We start from the raw sequence: 14,131 nt of genomic DNA on the forward strand, positions 1-14,131 counted from the left end.
GGGTGAACCGTCCTCACCCGGACCGGGTGAGGCGTCGCGGGTCCGGGTGCCTTGGGATGGTCGCAAAGGAGATGGTGGGAGCGCTTCCAAAGCGAGCGGGTTTCGGTTAACGTAATCGCATTCCTCGATCGCGGGAGCCGTCGCGTCGGGTGGTGGGAGCCAGGGCAGCTCCGTCCGTCCCGTCGTTGTGCCCGTCCCCCGGGCCACGGCGTCGCCACGCGACCAACCCCGTCCCCCGGGGTTGCCTCCCGAGAGGAACCGCAGATGCCCAGAAGTCTCGCCAGCACGGTCGTGAGCGTGCTGGCAGCCGCCACAGCCGTCGTGGCGGTCCCGCTCACCCCCGCCGGGTCGGCCTCCGCCCCGACCGCGGCGGAGGCGTACACCTGGCGCAACGTCCCGGTGGGCGGCGGCGGCTTCGTGCCTGGCATCGTCTTCAACCCCACCGAGAAAAACCTGATCTACGCGCGCACCGACATCGGTGGGGCGTACCGCTGGGAGCAGGCCAGCCAGTCGTGGACGCCGCTGCTCGACTGGGTCGGCGCCGACCGCTGGGGTTACAACGGCGTGGTCAGCATCGCCACCGACCCGGTGCAGACCAACCGGGTGTACGCGGCGGTCGGCATGTACACCAACAGCTGGGACCCGAACAACGGCGCGATCCTGCGCTCCTCCGACAAGGGCGCCACCTGGCAGGCCACCGAATTGCCGTTCAAGAACGGCGGCAACATGCCGGGCCGGGGCATGGGTGAGCGGCTGGCCGTCGACCCCAACCGGAACAGCATCGTCTACTACGGCGCCGAGGGCGGCAACGGGCTGTGGCGCAGCACCGACCACGGGGCCACCTGGGCGCGGGTCACCGCCTTCCCCAACGCCGGCAACTACCGGGCCGACCCCAGCGACCCGAACGGCTACAACGGGCAGAACCAGGGCCTGACCTGGGTCAGCTTCGACAAGAGCACCGGCACCGCCGGATCCACGACGCAGACCATCTACGTGGGTGTGGCGGACAAGGAGAATCCGGTCTACCGCAGCACCGACGGGGGCGTGAGCTGGTCGCGCATTCCCGGCCAGCCCACCGGCTACCTGGCGCACAAGGGTGTCGTCGACCCGGTCGGCGGTCACCTCTACATCGCCACCAGTGACACCGGTGGCCCGTACGACGGCGGCAAGGGCGACGTCTGGAAGTTCACCCGGTCGACCGGAGCCTGGACCCGGATCAGCCCGGTGCCCTCCACCAGCGCCGACGACTACTTCGGCTACAGCGGCCTGACCATCGACCGGCAGCACCCCAACACGTTGATGGTGGCCACCCAGGTCTCCTGGTGGCCGGACGCGATCTTCTTCCGCAGCACCGACGGCGGAGCGAGCTGGACCCGGATCTGGGACTTCACCAGCTATCCCGAGCGGTCCCGCCGCTACACCATGGACATCAGCTCGGTGCCCTGGCTGACCTTCGGCGTCAATCCGGCGCCCCCGGAGGCCTCGCCGAAGCTCGGCTGGATGAACGAGTCGGTGGAGATCGATCCGCACGACTCCAACCGGATGATGTATGGCACCGGTGCCACCATCTACGGCACCACCGACCTCACCAAGTGGGACACCGGCGGCCAGTTCACCATCCGACCGATGGTGCGCGGGCTGGAGGAGACGGCGGTGCTCGACCTGGTCAGCCCGCCCAGCGGCGCACCGCTGATCAGCGCGCTCGGTGACGTCGGTGGCTTCCGGCACACCGACCTGACCGCCATTCCGCCGATGCTGTTCACCCAACCGGTGTTCACGACGACCACCAGCCTGGACTACGCCGAGAGCAAACCGGCCGTACTGGTGCGGGCCGGGAGCTTCACCGACTCCGACCGGCCCGGCGACAGCCATGTCGCGTTCTCCACCGACGGTGGGGCCACCTGGTTCCAGGGCACCGAACCGTCCGGCGTCAACACCGGTGGCACGGTCGCCGCAGCGGCCGACGGCAGTCGGTTCGTCTGGGCGCCCGGCGACGCCGGTCAACGGGTGGTCTACTCGGTGGGCTTCGGCAACTCGTGGGCGCCCTCGACCGGCATCCCCGCCAACGCGACCATCGAGTCCGACCGGGTCGACCCCAACCGGTTCTACGGCTTCAGCGGCGGGCGGTTCTACCTCAGCACCAACGGTGGGGCGACCTTCACCGCCACGGCGGCGACCGGTCTGCCCGCCACCGACGTCCGGTTCAAGGCGCTGCCCGGCCGTTCCGGCGAGTTGTGGCTGGCCGGGCCCGGTGGCCTGTGGCGATCCACCGACTCCGGTGCCAGCTTCACCAAGCTGGACGGCGTCAGCGCCTCCGGCAACGTCGGCTTCGGCAAGGCGGCACCCGGGCGCACCAACCCCGCCGTCTTCCTGTACGGCACGGTGAACGGTCAGCCCGGCGTGCACCGCTCCGACGACGCCGGCGCGACGTGGGTACGCATCAACGACGACCGCCACCAGTACGGCAACCCGGCCGAGGCGTTGACCGGTGACCCCCGCGTCTACGGCCGGGTGTACCTCGGCTCCAACGGGCGCGGCATCCTGGTCGCCGATCGAACAGATGGGCCGCCCCCGACGACGCCGCCTCCCACGACGCCGCCTCCCACGACGCCGCCTCCGACCACGCCGCCTCCCACGACGCCGCCTCCGACCACGCCGCCTCCCACGACGCCGCCTCCGACCACGCCTCCTCCGACCACGCCGCCTCCGGCGAGTGGGTGTACGGCGACCTATCGCGTCACCGGCTCCTGGTCGGGTGGCTTCCAGGCGGACCTGGTGGTCCGCAATGCCGGCAGCATGCCCATCGCCGGTTGGACGCTCGGCTGGACCTTCCCCAACGGGCAGCAGATCACTCAACTCTGGGGCGGGACCCACACCCAGGCCGGGGCTGTCGTCTCGGTCCGCGACAGCGGCTGGAACGGCGCGCTCGGTGCCGGGGCCACCACTACTGCCGGCTTCCTCGGCTCGTGGACCGGCAGCAACGCGCCGCCGGCCACCATCACCTGCCTGAGTCGCTGACCTGGTGATGCGGGCCTGAACGGCCCGATCACCACCCGAGCACCGGTCCGTCGGGCTGCCTGAGGGGTCCGGCGCCCGACGGACCGGTCCACCCGTGGCCGACAACGTCGATCATGGAGTCGTGGTGGGGGAAAGGGAAAGGTGCTTGCACCCTTTGTCCACCACCACAACGCCATGATCGACCGATGTGGTGCAAACGACGCAGGGCCGCACTCGACCTCTATCGAGTGCGGCCCTGCGTCGTTCGGTCGGTCAGACCGCAGGCGAGTTGGGTCGGTCGACGTCGACGAACTCCACGTCGTCGACGGCGTGGTGGTCCCGGCTGCCAGCGGCCCGCGCGGCGGAGCCGACGGCCCAGCCAACGGCGGCGCCGACAAGCGCGGCGCCGATCAGCAGCGTCCAGGGCAGAGCCGGCTGCCGACCGGCAAGCGCGTCGAAGGCCAGCGAGGCACGACGTCGCGCCTCCTCGGCGGCGGAGCCCACCAGGTCACCCGCACCGTCGGCGAGGTCGCCGCTGTTGCGGCGGGCCGAGCGGGCGGTGTCCCGCACGCTGTCTCCGGCCGAGGTGACGGCGGAGAGCAGGTGCTCCCAGGCGTGGTCCGCAATCCGCTCCGTTTTGCTGCGGCGGTCCAGCACGTTGGTTCCGAACATCGTGGTTACCTCCTCGGGTGCCGAAGCCGCCGGCCACTTCGGACTTCGGCGTCTGTTCAGCGCGTCACGGTTCGCCTACCCCGCCAGTGCCCAGGGCCGCCCGGGCGCAAACCCGGCCGGCTCTGGCCCGCCACCGGAACTCAGCGCACCACCACCACGGCGACACCGCGGGCGAAGTCGTCGTCATCGTCGTCATCGTCGTCGTCTCCACCACCGAAACCGCAGGCCAGTACGAGAGCGAGCAGAACGCCGACGCCAGCCAGACCGGCAAGTCGTTTGATCATCGAAGGTCCTCTCCGTCACGGGGGGTGTCCCGGCCCGATGCTAGGTGGCGTCGGCAACGGGGGACCCGGTTCGGGCGGGTGTTCGCGGGCGACACGCCGGTGGCAACGGGTGGGCCGCCGGTCGGGGCCGGTTGTCGGGCGCGTCGGGCCTGGACCGTTACGCTGGTTCGCGGCGCGTCGGTCGTGACCGGTCGTCGAAGGTCAAATAACAAAAAGTCTTGAGCAATCAGATACTCAAAAGTGCGGATATGGTGCCTTTGTGGGCCCGGATCCGCGAATTGCTCATCCCGAGGGGTGGCGACCGAGGCTGTCAGAGGAATACTCTCGGTCGCGGCCCGCGTACTGATGAGGCGCCCGGGGGACGGGCGGGTGGAGGTGCTCGCGTGAGCCTGTCGATCGTGAAGTCGGTTTTGTCCGGTGGAGTCGTGGAGATCGCCCCGCGGGGCGAGATCGACGTCGACACAGCGTACGAGGTGCGCGAGGCGATCGCGGAGGTGCTGGCCAAAGGCCGGCCGCTCCGCATCGAACTGAACATGAGGCTTGTCACCTTCATCGACTCCGTCGGCATCAGCGCCATGGTCGCCGGCTTCCAGACGGCCGAGGTCAGCAACGTCAAGCTGGTGGTCACCGAGCCGAGCCGGTTCGTGCACCGACAGCTCTGGGTGACCGGCCTGCTCGGCCTGTTCGGCGCCCCGGAGCCCTACTTCGCCGGCGCTGCCACCCCCGAGGTGCTGCCCGGCGCCTGAGCGCCACCAGGCGAGCACCGTCAGGGCTTGTCGTCGAGCCCGGTCAGGTCGACGTCCGTCGCCTCGGTGACCGCTCGGATGGCGGTCACCGACGCGTACCCGGCGGCCAGCAACGCCACGTCCGTGCCGGGCTGCGCGGCCTGCCCCGGCTCCTCCAGCGAGGTACGGACGAAGCCATGCCCGGATTCGGCCACCGTCATCTGCACCTGACCGAAGCTGGCCAGCGTGCCCCGTCGCACCCCGCGCAGCCGCCCGTGCGGCAGGTCCGGGGCGTTCACGTTGAGCACGCTCTCCATCGGCCCGGAGGTCAACCGGGGGAGCAGGTCCAGGGCGACCCGCGCGGCCGTGCTCCAGTGCCGCTCGGCGTCGCGTACCCGGGCGGCGGCGTCCACAGCGGCACCGCCGCTGGCTGCCGTCGCCTCCCCGGCGGAGAGCACGTCGAGGGAGACCGCCATCGCCCGGCAGCCGTTCGTGGCGGCGGTGAACGCGGCACCCACAGTTCCGGAGTGCAGCACGGCCCGGCCCGCGTTGGCGCCCCGGTTGATGCCGGAGAGCACCACCGACGGCGGTGGGCCGAATGCGCCGTGCAGGGCGATCAGGGTGATGAAGCCGGGGGAGCCACCCACCCCGTACGCCGGCACACCCGTCAGGTCCGGCAGCGGGTGGTCGTTCACGACGACCCGCCCGTCACGCTCCACGGCGCTCATCGCGGCGCTGGTGCCGCTCGCCTCCTCCAGCGGCGCGGCGACCACCACGTCCAGGCCCCGCTGTGCCGCCGCCCAGGCCAGTGCCTGAATGCCGGGCGCGGCGATCCCGTCGTCGTTGGTGATCAGCACCCGCAGCGTCATCGCTCGACCACCCGGTCGGCCAACTCGTCCGGCGTGGTCCGCTCCTGTGGCCGGCTGTCCGCCGGCACCAGCCGGACCCGGTCGACCAGGCCGGTGATCGAGTCCAGTCGCCCGGTGCCCAGGCCGTGCCGGGTCACGTTCATCGCGCCGGCGGCAGCGCCGGTGCGGATGGCGGTCCGGATGTCTCCGCCCCGGGCCACGACGGCGGCCACCCCGGCGGTCATCGAGTCGCCCGCGCCACGCGGGTCGGCGGCCTCCAACCGGGGCATCTCGACCTCGAACAGTTCCCCGTCGACGAGCGCCAGCGCCGGCTGGTCGGCCCGGCTCACCACCACCGTCTCGGCGCCGGCGGCGTGCAGCTCGTACATGGTCCGGGTCAGCTCCAGGCTGTCGTCGCTGCGGGCGCGGCCGTCGCGGATCAACTCCTCGTGGCTCACCTTGAGGAAGAACACGCCGCTCTCCAGCACCGCGCCGAGGTGATCGCCGGAGAGGTCGACCACCACCCGGCCGCCGTTGGCGGCGAGGTCGGCGGCGAAGCGCCGGTACAGGTCGGCCGGGACCAGCCACGGCTCGTTCGGCCCACTGAGGACGCTCACCGCGGCCCGGAGGCCCTCGCCGAGGGCCAGGTTGTACAGCTCGTCCAGCTCGTGTCGGCTCAGCGGCTGCCCGGGTACGTCGGCGATCTCCTGACGTGAGCCGCCCCGGCGGTCGTGCACGTACCCACCGCTGCCGGAGTCCCGGACCACCACCTTGAGGTCCACGCCCTCGCTGACCAGGAGTGGCTCCAGCACCTGGCCGATCTCACCGCCGAGGGCGGCGCACAGCACCACGTCGACACCGAGCGACATCGCCATCCGGGCCTGCCAGACGCCCTGCCCGCCGGGGTGCAGATGCAGCTCGGGGTGCTCGTTCGGCTGGTCCACGGTGACCGTGAGCTGCGGGGTGGGCGCGAAGACCATCACGTGGCCGCTCATCCGTCGTCGCCGCTCATGGTGTCGCCCTTCGCGCGGTCGGGTGATTCATCATCAACCGACCCTAATGCGACAACTGGCGGTGCGGCATCTCATCGGCCGGGGTTCGTCCGGGCATCGGCGGCCGTCCGGCGTTGCCAGCCAGACATCGGTACGGGACGATCGTGCGACAAACGACGGTGGGAGACGTGTGCTCAGCAGCGATACCTTCAGCTACACCGTCCAGGCCCGGTGTTCGCTGGCCGAGGCGGCGGCGATGCTCAGTGACCTGACCCGGCAGGGCGAGCTGCATCCGCTGATCGTCCGGGTCCGTCAGGTGCCGACCCGACCCGGCGCCCGGGCCAGCTACACGATCAACGACAGGCTGGTGGCCGGCCCACTGCGCTTCCGGACCACGTACCACGCGGACGTGCTGACCATCGAGGACGACGAGATCGTCACGGTGGCCCGCCAGTGGCCCGCCACCACGGTGCGCAACCACACTCGACTGCGCGCCGAGCCGGACGGCCTGGTCCGGATCGACGTCGAGATCACCCTGACCGCGCCGACCCCACTGTTCCGGTACGCGTTCCGCCAGGCGCGGGCCGCTCACCTCGCCCTCGCGGCCCGTCTCGGCCCGGCCCTCGACCGCGCCGGCGACCCACCGCCCCCGGCCTGACCCCGCCCGTGGGTGGGTGGGGCGGCGGGACGTCGACCCCACGGTTTGTAGGTGGACAGCACCGTCGCGATGATCATCAGGCTGGTCGACACCGCGGGTGCGATCACCAGGTCGGCGCGGTCGCGGGCGGGGAGGGCGGCGCCCACCGCACCGGCGTGCCGCAGATTCGGCGTGAGCAGGAACAGCACCAGCCCGACCATCACCGTGGTGAGCACGAGCTTGGCCAGTACCCAGCGATAGCGCCACAGGCCCCAGGGGGTGAGCAGCGCGCTGGCGACCCCGATCAGCCAGACCAGGACGCTCAGCGGCGCGAACAGCACCGTGCCGACCAGCGCGGTGACCGGGTAGACGACAGCCGGGTCGGCGCCGCGCTGCACGGCGATGCCGAGGGTGAGGAGCACGAGGTCGGCGCCGAGCCAGCCGAGCGAGGTGACCAGATGCAGGGTGAGGAGCCCCTTGCGGGCGCTGGGTGGGATCCGACGCATACCGCGATGCTGCCCGCCGACCCGGTCCGGGTCGTCCGACCGCCGACGACATCCGGGGTACGTCCCGGGACGTACCCCGAACGTCGGGTGGGTCAGTAGACCGACAGGTGTACGTGGTTGGTGTGGTCGGTGGACGGGGTGCCACCCGCGCCGCTGTACGACTTCCACCCGCTGCTGGGCAGCCAGATCTGCCGGTACCAGATCACGTACAGCACGGCGAGTTGGTCGGCGTTGCGGATGAAGTACGCGGCCAGGTTGTTGCCGTACGTCTTGTCGCCGCCGGTGGCGTTACCGCCGAAGCCGCTCTTCTGGGCGGCGAAGTCGCAGGCCCGGCCCTTGGGATGCTCGCCGGAGCCGCTGGGGCGGTGACAGGAGACGTACCGGGTGAAGCCGGCGGCCTTGGCCTGGTTGAGCGCGTGCAGGGTGCGCGGGGTGATGCAGCCGCTGGCGGGCGTGGGGTCGTTGACGCTGCACGATTCGGATGGCCAGGAGCCGTCGGAGTTACGGGGCGCCGGCTTGGCGTTGGCGGTGGAGGTGCCCCGGTTGGAGCCGGTGTCGGCGGTGGTCTGCGGCTTGGGGGTGTTGGCCACGGTCAGCGCCCGTTCGGCCTGGTCCTTGCGCTTGGACATCACCGCGACCTGCTTGCGTTGTTCGACGATCTCGCCGTTCAGGGCGGCCCGGGTGCGACTGGCCTGGTCCTTGGTGGCGAGCAGGTCGCGCAGCACCCGGTCCTCGTTGGCGGCCACCGCATCGAGGGCGGCGGCCCGGTCCATGAAGCCCTCCGGGCTGCTGCTGTTGAGCAGCGCCGACACCACGCCGAGCCGGCCGGTGCGGTACGCCACGCCGGCGATCTCGCCGACCTTGCCGCTGCGTTGGTTGAGCTCGACCTCGATGGTCTTCAGTTGGGTGGCGAGCTGCTGCTGCCGCTGCACGGAGGTGTCCAGAGCGCGTTTCGCGTCCAGATAGCCCTTGCTGGCGGCCTCGAGTTGGGCGCGTAGCGAAGGGGTGCCGCCCTCCTCGTCGGAGTCGGGTGCGGCGGCGGCCCGCAGGCCGGTCGGGGGAGCGGCCGAGGCGGTGCCGGCCGGGAGCGCGACGCCGAGGGCGAACATCGCGACGATCAGGGCCGCCAGTCGGGCGGCGGGGGGTCGTGCTGGTGCCACTGCGCATGTCCTTCCGTCAGCCGCCGACCGGGTTAGCTGACGGGTTCGGGACGGAAGATCCCTACCGCTGACGCGGATGCACCCCAGGAACGGTGGTTCCCCGGTTCGCCCGGTTGGGCGATTAGGCGGCGACCGCCACCGGCGCCTGGAGGGCGCCGCCTGGTGGAGGCCGGGACCGAGCCTACCGGTGCCGGTGGGGCAGTTGCAGCCGATGTGACACACGGTGCGTAGGTCGTCACCAGAAAATTGTCACCACTCGATCGAGCCGCAGGCTCCGGAGGCGGCGCCGGGCTCGATCTGCAACGTCGCGTGTTCGATCCGGAAGTCGTCGTGCAGGGCGGTACGCGCCGCGGTGAGCACCGCGCCGACCTCCGCGCCGGGTGCCATGGTCAGGTGCGCGGAGGCCACGTCCATGCCTGAGGTGAGCGTCCAGACGTGCAGGTCGTGCACCTCGACCACCCCGGGGACGGCGGCCAGCCGGTCGTGCACGGCGGTCACCTGGAGATGTTCCGGGGCGGCCTGCACCAGGATGCGGATGGCGGCCCGGGCCAGCCGCCAGGTGCGCGGCAGGATGAACACGCCGATGGCGACGGCGACCAGCGGGTCGGCCCACCACCAGTCGGTGACGGCGATGAGCAGTGCCGCGCCGATCACGCCGACCGAGCCGAGCAGGTCGCCGAGCACCTCCAGGTAGGCACCCTGGAGGTTGATGCTCTCCTTGGCTCCGGCGCGGAGCAGGGCGAAGGCGGCGATGTTGGCGAGCAGGCCGAGCACGGCCACCGCGAGCATCGGGCCGGCGATGACCTCGTGCGGGTCGCCGAAGCGGCGGATCGCCTCGATCACCACGTAGATCGCGACGCCGGAGAGCAGGACGGCGTTGGCGAGCGCGGCGAGCACCTCGAGTCGGTAGAGCCCGAAGGTGCGTTGCGGGTCGGCGGTGGCCCGCCGGGTCGCGGTGATCGCGGCGAGCGCCATCCCGATGCCGAGCACGTCGGTGAACATGTGCCCGGCGTCGGAGAGCAGGGCGAGTGAGCCGGTGTGCAGGGCGGCCACCGCCTCGACCACCATCAGGGTGGCGAGCAGCCCGAACGCCGCCCAGAGTCGCCCCCTGTGCTGGTGTGCGGCATTGGCGACCGACCCATGGTGGTGGTCATGACCTGCGCCCACGAGATCCACCTTCCGCCGCCGGTCGGGGCCCGGTCAAATGTATGTTCACATCGCTATGTATGCAAGTATGGGGTGGGCCGCTGGCCCGCCAGGCGATTTGCCCCGGATCAGCCGGTCGGATCGATGGTGGTGAGTCGCTGCGTGGCCCGGGAGAGCGCCACGTACAGGGTGCGTACCCCCGCACCCGGATCCGCCCGGATCTCGCTCGGCGCGACAAGCACGACCCCGTCGTACTCCATGCCCTTGGCCTCCAGGCTGGTCACGACCTGTAGGCGCGGCGCGTCGAGCGCGTCGAGCCAACCGGCGACCTCGTCGCGGCGGGGGACCGGCGTGATCACCCCGACCGTGCCCTCCACCTCGGCCAGCAGCCCGGCGGCCGCCTTCACGACGGCGGTCTCCAACCCGGTCGCGGGCACCACCAACTCGACCGGGTCGACCCCGGTGGAGCGCACGGCGGTCGGCAGCGGCAGGTCAGGGTAGAGCCGGCGGATCTCCGCCGCCGCCACCGCGAAGATCTCCGAGGAGTTGCGGTAGTTGGTGGTAAGCGTGAAATCGTGCCGCTTGCGCCGACCCAGCGCCTGGTCCCGGGCCCGGTCCAGCTCGTCGGGGTCGCCGGTCCACGCGGTCTGGGCGGGGTCACCGACCACCGTCCAGGAAGCCAACCGGCCACGCCGTCCGACCATCCGCCACTGCATCGGCGAGACGTCCTGTGCCTCGTCCACCACCACGTGCGCGTAATCCCGGTAGTCCTCCGGACGCTCCCGGGCCGCCGCCCGCGCCGCCCGCTGCCGGTCACTGGCGGTGCTCAGCTCGCGTACGCCGCCGGCGAGTTGGAACGGGTCGCGGCGGGCCTTGGCCGGCTGCGGGGGCTTGCCGAGCAGGGCGTCCAACTCGTCGAGCAGCGCGATGTCGGCGATGGTCAACCCGTCGGAGTCCAGGCTCCGGTACGCCGCGCTGAGCAGCCGGATCTCCGCGGTGGAGAGGATCTGGGCGGCGTACCGGCGCAGCCGGTCGGGTCGGGCCAGCCAACCGAGCACGTGCCGAGGGTGCAGCCGGGGCCACCACGCCTTGAGGAACTCCCGGAACTCGGCCCGCTCGGCGATCTCCGCCTCGAAGGTCCGCTGCTCCGGCAGTCGGATGCCCACCTCGCGGGCCTGCGCCCAGAGCGCGGCGAACACCCCGTCGAAGCCGGCCCGGCGCACCTCGTTGCGGCGGGCGCCGCGATGCAGCGCGCGGTCCCGGATCCGGTCCAGTTCGGCCCGGTCCAGCCGCAGCAGCGTGCCCCGGTAGAGCAGCCGCAGCTCACCCGGGCCGCCCGGCACCGCGTCGCGGACCGCGCGTTCCAACACCCGGCGCATCCGCAGCGAGCCCTTCACCGCGGCCACCTCGGGCGGGTCGGTGCGGGTGGCGGTCATCCCCGGAAAGAGGGTGCCAAGCGAGTGCAGGGTGGCGGTGTCCTCACCGAGGGAGGGCAGCACCGAGGCGATGTACTCGACGAAGACCCCCGAGGGGCCGACCACCAGGATGCCGCCGCCGGCGTACCGGCTGCGGTCGGAATAGAGCAGGAACGCCGCCCGGTGCAGGGCGACAGCGGTCTTGCCGGTGCCCGGGCCGCCCGCGACGATCGTCACCCCGGAGCCGGGCGAACGGATCGCCTCGTCCTGCTCCCGTTGGATGGTCGCCACGATGTCCCGCATGCCCCGGCCGGTCGCCTTGGACAGCGTGGCCAGCAGGGCGCCGTCGCCGACGACAGTCATCCCCTCCGGTGCGGCGTTCGGGTCCAGCAGGTCGTCCTCAATCCGGGTGACCCGCTCCGCACGGGACTGGATGGTGCGGCGACGCACCACGTCCAGCGGCTGCGCCGGCGTGGCCTGGTAGAAGGCGGCGGCGGCCGGTGCCCGCCAGTCGACGACAAGGGTGGTGGTGTCCTCGTCCCGGATCCCGAGTCGCCCCACGTGCAGCACCTGCCGGTCACGCAGGTCAAGCCGGCCGAAGACCAGCCCCTCGTACTCGGCGTCCAGGACGTGCCGCCGCTGCGCCGCGTGGAAGACCATCGCGTCCCGCTCGACAAGCGAACCGTACGTGCCCACCCGGGCCATCCGGTAGCCGTCCCGCTCGGCGCGGACCGCCGAGCGCCGCAGTTCGGCCAGTCGGGCGTACACCCGGTCGAGGTGTCGTTGCTCGACGGCAATCTCCTGCTCCAGGCCGGTCTGGTCGGTCAACGCACGCTCCTTCGACTGTCGCCGGCGGGCGGCGGGAACCGCGCAAGCCAACCGCAGAAGGGTACGGCCCCGGGCCGGGCCCTCCGCGCCCGAGGTGCGGCAACGCGCTCAGACACCCGTCCCGGCGGAGGCCGCACCATGGATTCCGGGCGTCGGTTCGGCGAGCACCCGGCGCAGCACGCCGGTCAGCGCGGCGTTCACCTCGTCCGGGCGCTCCAACATCAACATGTGTCCGGCGCCCGGGCAGACGGTCAGCTCGGTGGCCGGCAGGGCCGCGGCGATCGACTCGGCGCACGGCGGCGGGGTGAGCCGGTCCCGGTCGCCGACCAGGGCGGCGGCCGGCAGGTGCGCCAACGCGGCGAGCGTGTCCAGGCGGTGCTGGGTGCCGATGGAGGCACGGAACCCGCCGATCGACCGCAGCGAGGCACGAGCCACCGCAGAGGTCACCAGCCGGATGTCGGCCGGGTCGCAGCGGTCCCCGAAGAGCATCCACCGGATGCTCGGTTGCAGCGCGTTCAGCAGCGTCCGGGGCGTTCGCCACGAGCCGCACCGGGCCAGCACACCGGCGCCTGTCGTCTCGGCCAGCCGGATCAGTCGGGCGATCCGCGGCGAGAGCCCGTAGACGGTGTGGGTGTGCCCCTCGGCGGTCGTCGACACGAAGACCAACCCGGCCGTACGGGCGGCGAAGTGTGCGGGATGGCGGTGGGCGTACTCCATGATCGTCATGCCGCCCATCGAGTGCCCGACCAGGACCACCGGCCCGACCGGCGCCACCGTGTCCAGCACCGCGGCCAGGTCGTCGCCGAGTTGGGCCAGGGTGGCAGTGGGCAACGCCATGCAACTGGACCGGCCGTGCCCCCGCGCGTCGTAGGTGACCACCCGCACCGGCCCGCCGGCCGACGCCGCGGTGAGCGCGTCGACCTGCCGGTGCCAGGCGCGCCCGTCCAACGTCCAGCCATGCAGCAGGATGGCGGTGACCTGGGCGTCCGCTGGCCCGGTCGCCTCGACGTTGAGCCGTACGCCGTCGGGCAGAGCGACCTCGAACCGCTCCGGCATCGCCACCTCCCCAAGGCCGCCCGGCACCACCGGCACCTCCGATACCCGCTGGTAACACCGGCTACCCACCAGGACAGCACGTCAATCGCGCCGCGGCCAACATTCCCGACCCCACCCGTGCTGGCCGGCGGCGGGCCAAGCTGGACGGCATGGGGTCGTCGGGAACGCCCATGGGCGAGACGTCGGGGCAGCGGCGGCAGGCCGGCGGCACTCCTCGCGCCGCGCTTGCCGACCTGCTCGCCGGCAACCGGCGGTTCGTCAGCGGGCAGCCGATCCACGGGCACGACGTCACGGCCGCCGCGGCCGCCGCCTCGGGCGACCAGCAGCCGTACGCCGTGGTGCTCGGCTGCATCGACTCGCGGGTGCCACTGGAGGCGATCTTCGACCAGACCTTCGGCGCGATCTGCGTGATCCGTACCGGTGGGCACGTCCTCGATCGGGCGGTCCGCGGGTCGATCGAGTACGTGGTGGGCCAGCTCGGCGTACCGCTGGTGATGGTCCTCGGCCACGAGCGGTGCGGGGCCGTCGGCGCCACCGTGGAGGCGGTGCGTAGCGGGGAGCGTCCCGGTGGCTCGCTGGCGTACCTGGTGGACGAGATCGCCCCGGCGGTGACCGGGGTGGGGACCGACGACCCGGCGGTGCTGCCGCTCGCGATCCGCCGGCACGTCCGGCGGACGGTCGGCACGCTGCGCCGCGACGACCTGCTCGCCGGGCCGGTCGCCGCCGGACGGGTGGCAGTGGTCGGCGGCCTCTACGACCTGGCCACCGGCGAGGTCGCCCTGCTCGATCCGGCCTGACCCGCCCTCGCCGCGCTCGACCGATCCGCGCTCCGCGCGCATGTCCTCGCTCCGCGCGCATGATCGAC

Annotated in this window: 13 protein-coding genes and 1 riboswitch; of the genes, 4 read left to right on the forward strand and 9 right to left on the reverse strand. The window is 72.1% G+C overall.

From position 1 onward, the window contains the following. Positions 1-264: 264 nt before the first annotated feature. A complete protein-coding gene (locus tag AB0F61_RS15910) occupies positions 265-3,018 on the forward strand; it encodes a cellulose binding domain-containing protein (protein WP_357809577.1) in 2,754 nt (917 codons plus the stop codon). A 252-nt stretch (positions 3,019-3,270) separates the two neighbouring features. On the opposite strand, the gene AB0F61_RS15915 is transcribed toward AB0F61_RS15910, so the two are convergent. Continuing rightward, on the reverse strand, positions 3,271-3,669 hold the full coding sequence (locus AB0F61_RS15915; protein WP_357809580.1) for a hypothetical protein: 399 nt from the start codon (positions 3,667-3,669) through the stop codon (positions 3,271-3,273). A 140-nt stretch (positions 3,670-3,809) separates the two neighbouring features. Then, positions 3,810-3,953, reverse strand: coding sequence for a hypothetical protein (locus tag AB0F61_RS15920; RefSeq protein ID WP_357809583.1), 144 nt, complete (start codon positions 3,951-3,953; stop codon positions 3,810-3,812). Positions 3,954-4,336: 383 nt separating this feature from the next. Here AB0F61_RS15920 and AB0F61_RS15925 point away from each other — a divergent pair, with 383 nt between their 5' ends. Then, a complete protein-coding gene (locus tag AB0F61_RS15925; protein WP_357244821.1) occupies positions 4,337-4,699 on the forward strand; it encodes an STAS domain-containing protein in 363 nt (120 codons plus the stop codon). Positions 4,700-4,719: 20 nt separating this feature from the next. Here AB0F61_RS15925 and AB0F61_RS15930 read toward each other — a convergent pair whose 3' ends face one another. Together AB0F61_RS15930 and AB0F61_RS15935 are read right to left on the reverse strand one after the other, a co-directional pair. Continuing rightward, positions 4,720-5,547, reverse strand: a complete 828-nt coding sequence (locus AB0F61_RS15930; protein WP_357809587.1) for a 5'/3'-nucleotidase SurE — start codon at positions 5,545-5,547, stop codon at positions 4,720-4,722. After that, positions 5,544-6,521, reverse strand: coding sequence for a PfkB family carbohydrate kinase (locus AB0F61_RS15935; protein WP_357809589.1), 978 nt, complete (start codon positions 6,519-6,521; stop codon positions 5,544-5,546). Before AB0F61_RS15935 ends, AB0F61_RS15930 begins: the two co-directional genes overlap by 4 nt. 187 nt (positions 6,522-6,708) lie before the next feature. Between AB0F61_RS15935 and AB0F61_RS15940 the strand changes: the two genes are divergently transcribed. Beyond that, a complete protein-coding gene (locus AB0F61_RS15940) occupies positions 6,709-7,176 on the forward strand; it encodes an SRPBCC family protein (RefSeq protein WP_357809592.1) in 468 nt (155 codons plus the stop codon). Here AB0F61_RS15940 and AB0F61_RS15945 read toward each other — a convergent pair. The 5 genes from AB0F61_RS15945 to AB0F61_RS15965 all read right to left on the reverse strand — a co-directional run bounded on the left by AB0F61_RS15945 (position 7,107) and on the right by AB0F61_RS15965 (position 13,266). Then, positions 7,107-7,661: a hypothetical protein gene (locus tag AB0F61_RS15945; protein WP_357809594.1), complete on the reverse strand. Its 555-nt coding sequence runs from the start codon at positions 7,659-7,661 to the stop codon at positions 7,107-7,109. The two genes, AB0F61_RS15940 and AB0F61_RS15945, sit on opposite strands and share 70 nt — an antisense overlap. Before the next feature lie 92 nt (positions 7,662-7,753). After that, entirely contained in the window at positions 7,754-8,770 is a 1,017-nt protein-coding gene (locus tag AB0F61_RS15950) for a hypothetical protein (protein WP_357809855.1), read from the reverse strand. A 56-nt stretch (positions 8,771-8,826) separates the two neighbouring features. Beyond that, positions 8,827-8,959: riboswitch (cyclic di-AMP (ydaO/yuaA leader) on the reverse strand. A gap of 111 nt (positions 8,960-9,070) precedes the next feature. After that, positions 9,071-9,988: a cation diffusion facilitator family transporter gene (locus AB0F61_RS15955; protein ID WP_357809597.1), complete on the reverse strand. Its 918-nt coding sequence runs from the start codon at positions 9,986-9,988 to the stop codon at positions 9,071-9,073. Positions 9,989-10,095: 107 nt separating this feature from the next. Then, positions 10,096-12,210, reverse strand: a complete 2,115-nt coding sequence (locus tag AB0F61_RS15960) for an AAA family ATPase (protein WP_357809600.1) — start codon at positions 12,208-12,210, stop codon at positions 10,096-10,098. A gap of 108 nt (positions 12,211-12,318) precedes the next feature. Beyond that, positions 12,319-13,266, reverse strand: a complete 948-nt coding sequence (locus tag AB0F61_RS15965) for an alpha/beta hydrolase (protein WP_357809604.1) — start codon at positions 13,264-13,266, stop codon at positions 12,319-12,321. 170 nt (positions 13,267-13,436) lie between these two features. Between AB0F61_RS15965 and AB0F61_RS15970 the strand changes: the two genes are divergently transcribed. Next, a complete protein-coding gene (locus AB0F61_RS15970; RefSeq protein WP_357809607.1) occupies positions 13,437-14,063 on the forward strand; it encodes a carbonic anhydrase in 627 nt (208 codons plus the stop codon). Positions 14,064-14,131: the final 68 nt, after the last annotated feature.

The sequence above is a fragment of the Micromonospora sp. NPDC023888 genome (genome assembly GCF_040639415.1).
Classification (GTDB): Bacteria; Actinomycetota; Actinomycetes; order Mycobacteriales; family Micromonosporaceae; genus Micromonospora.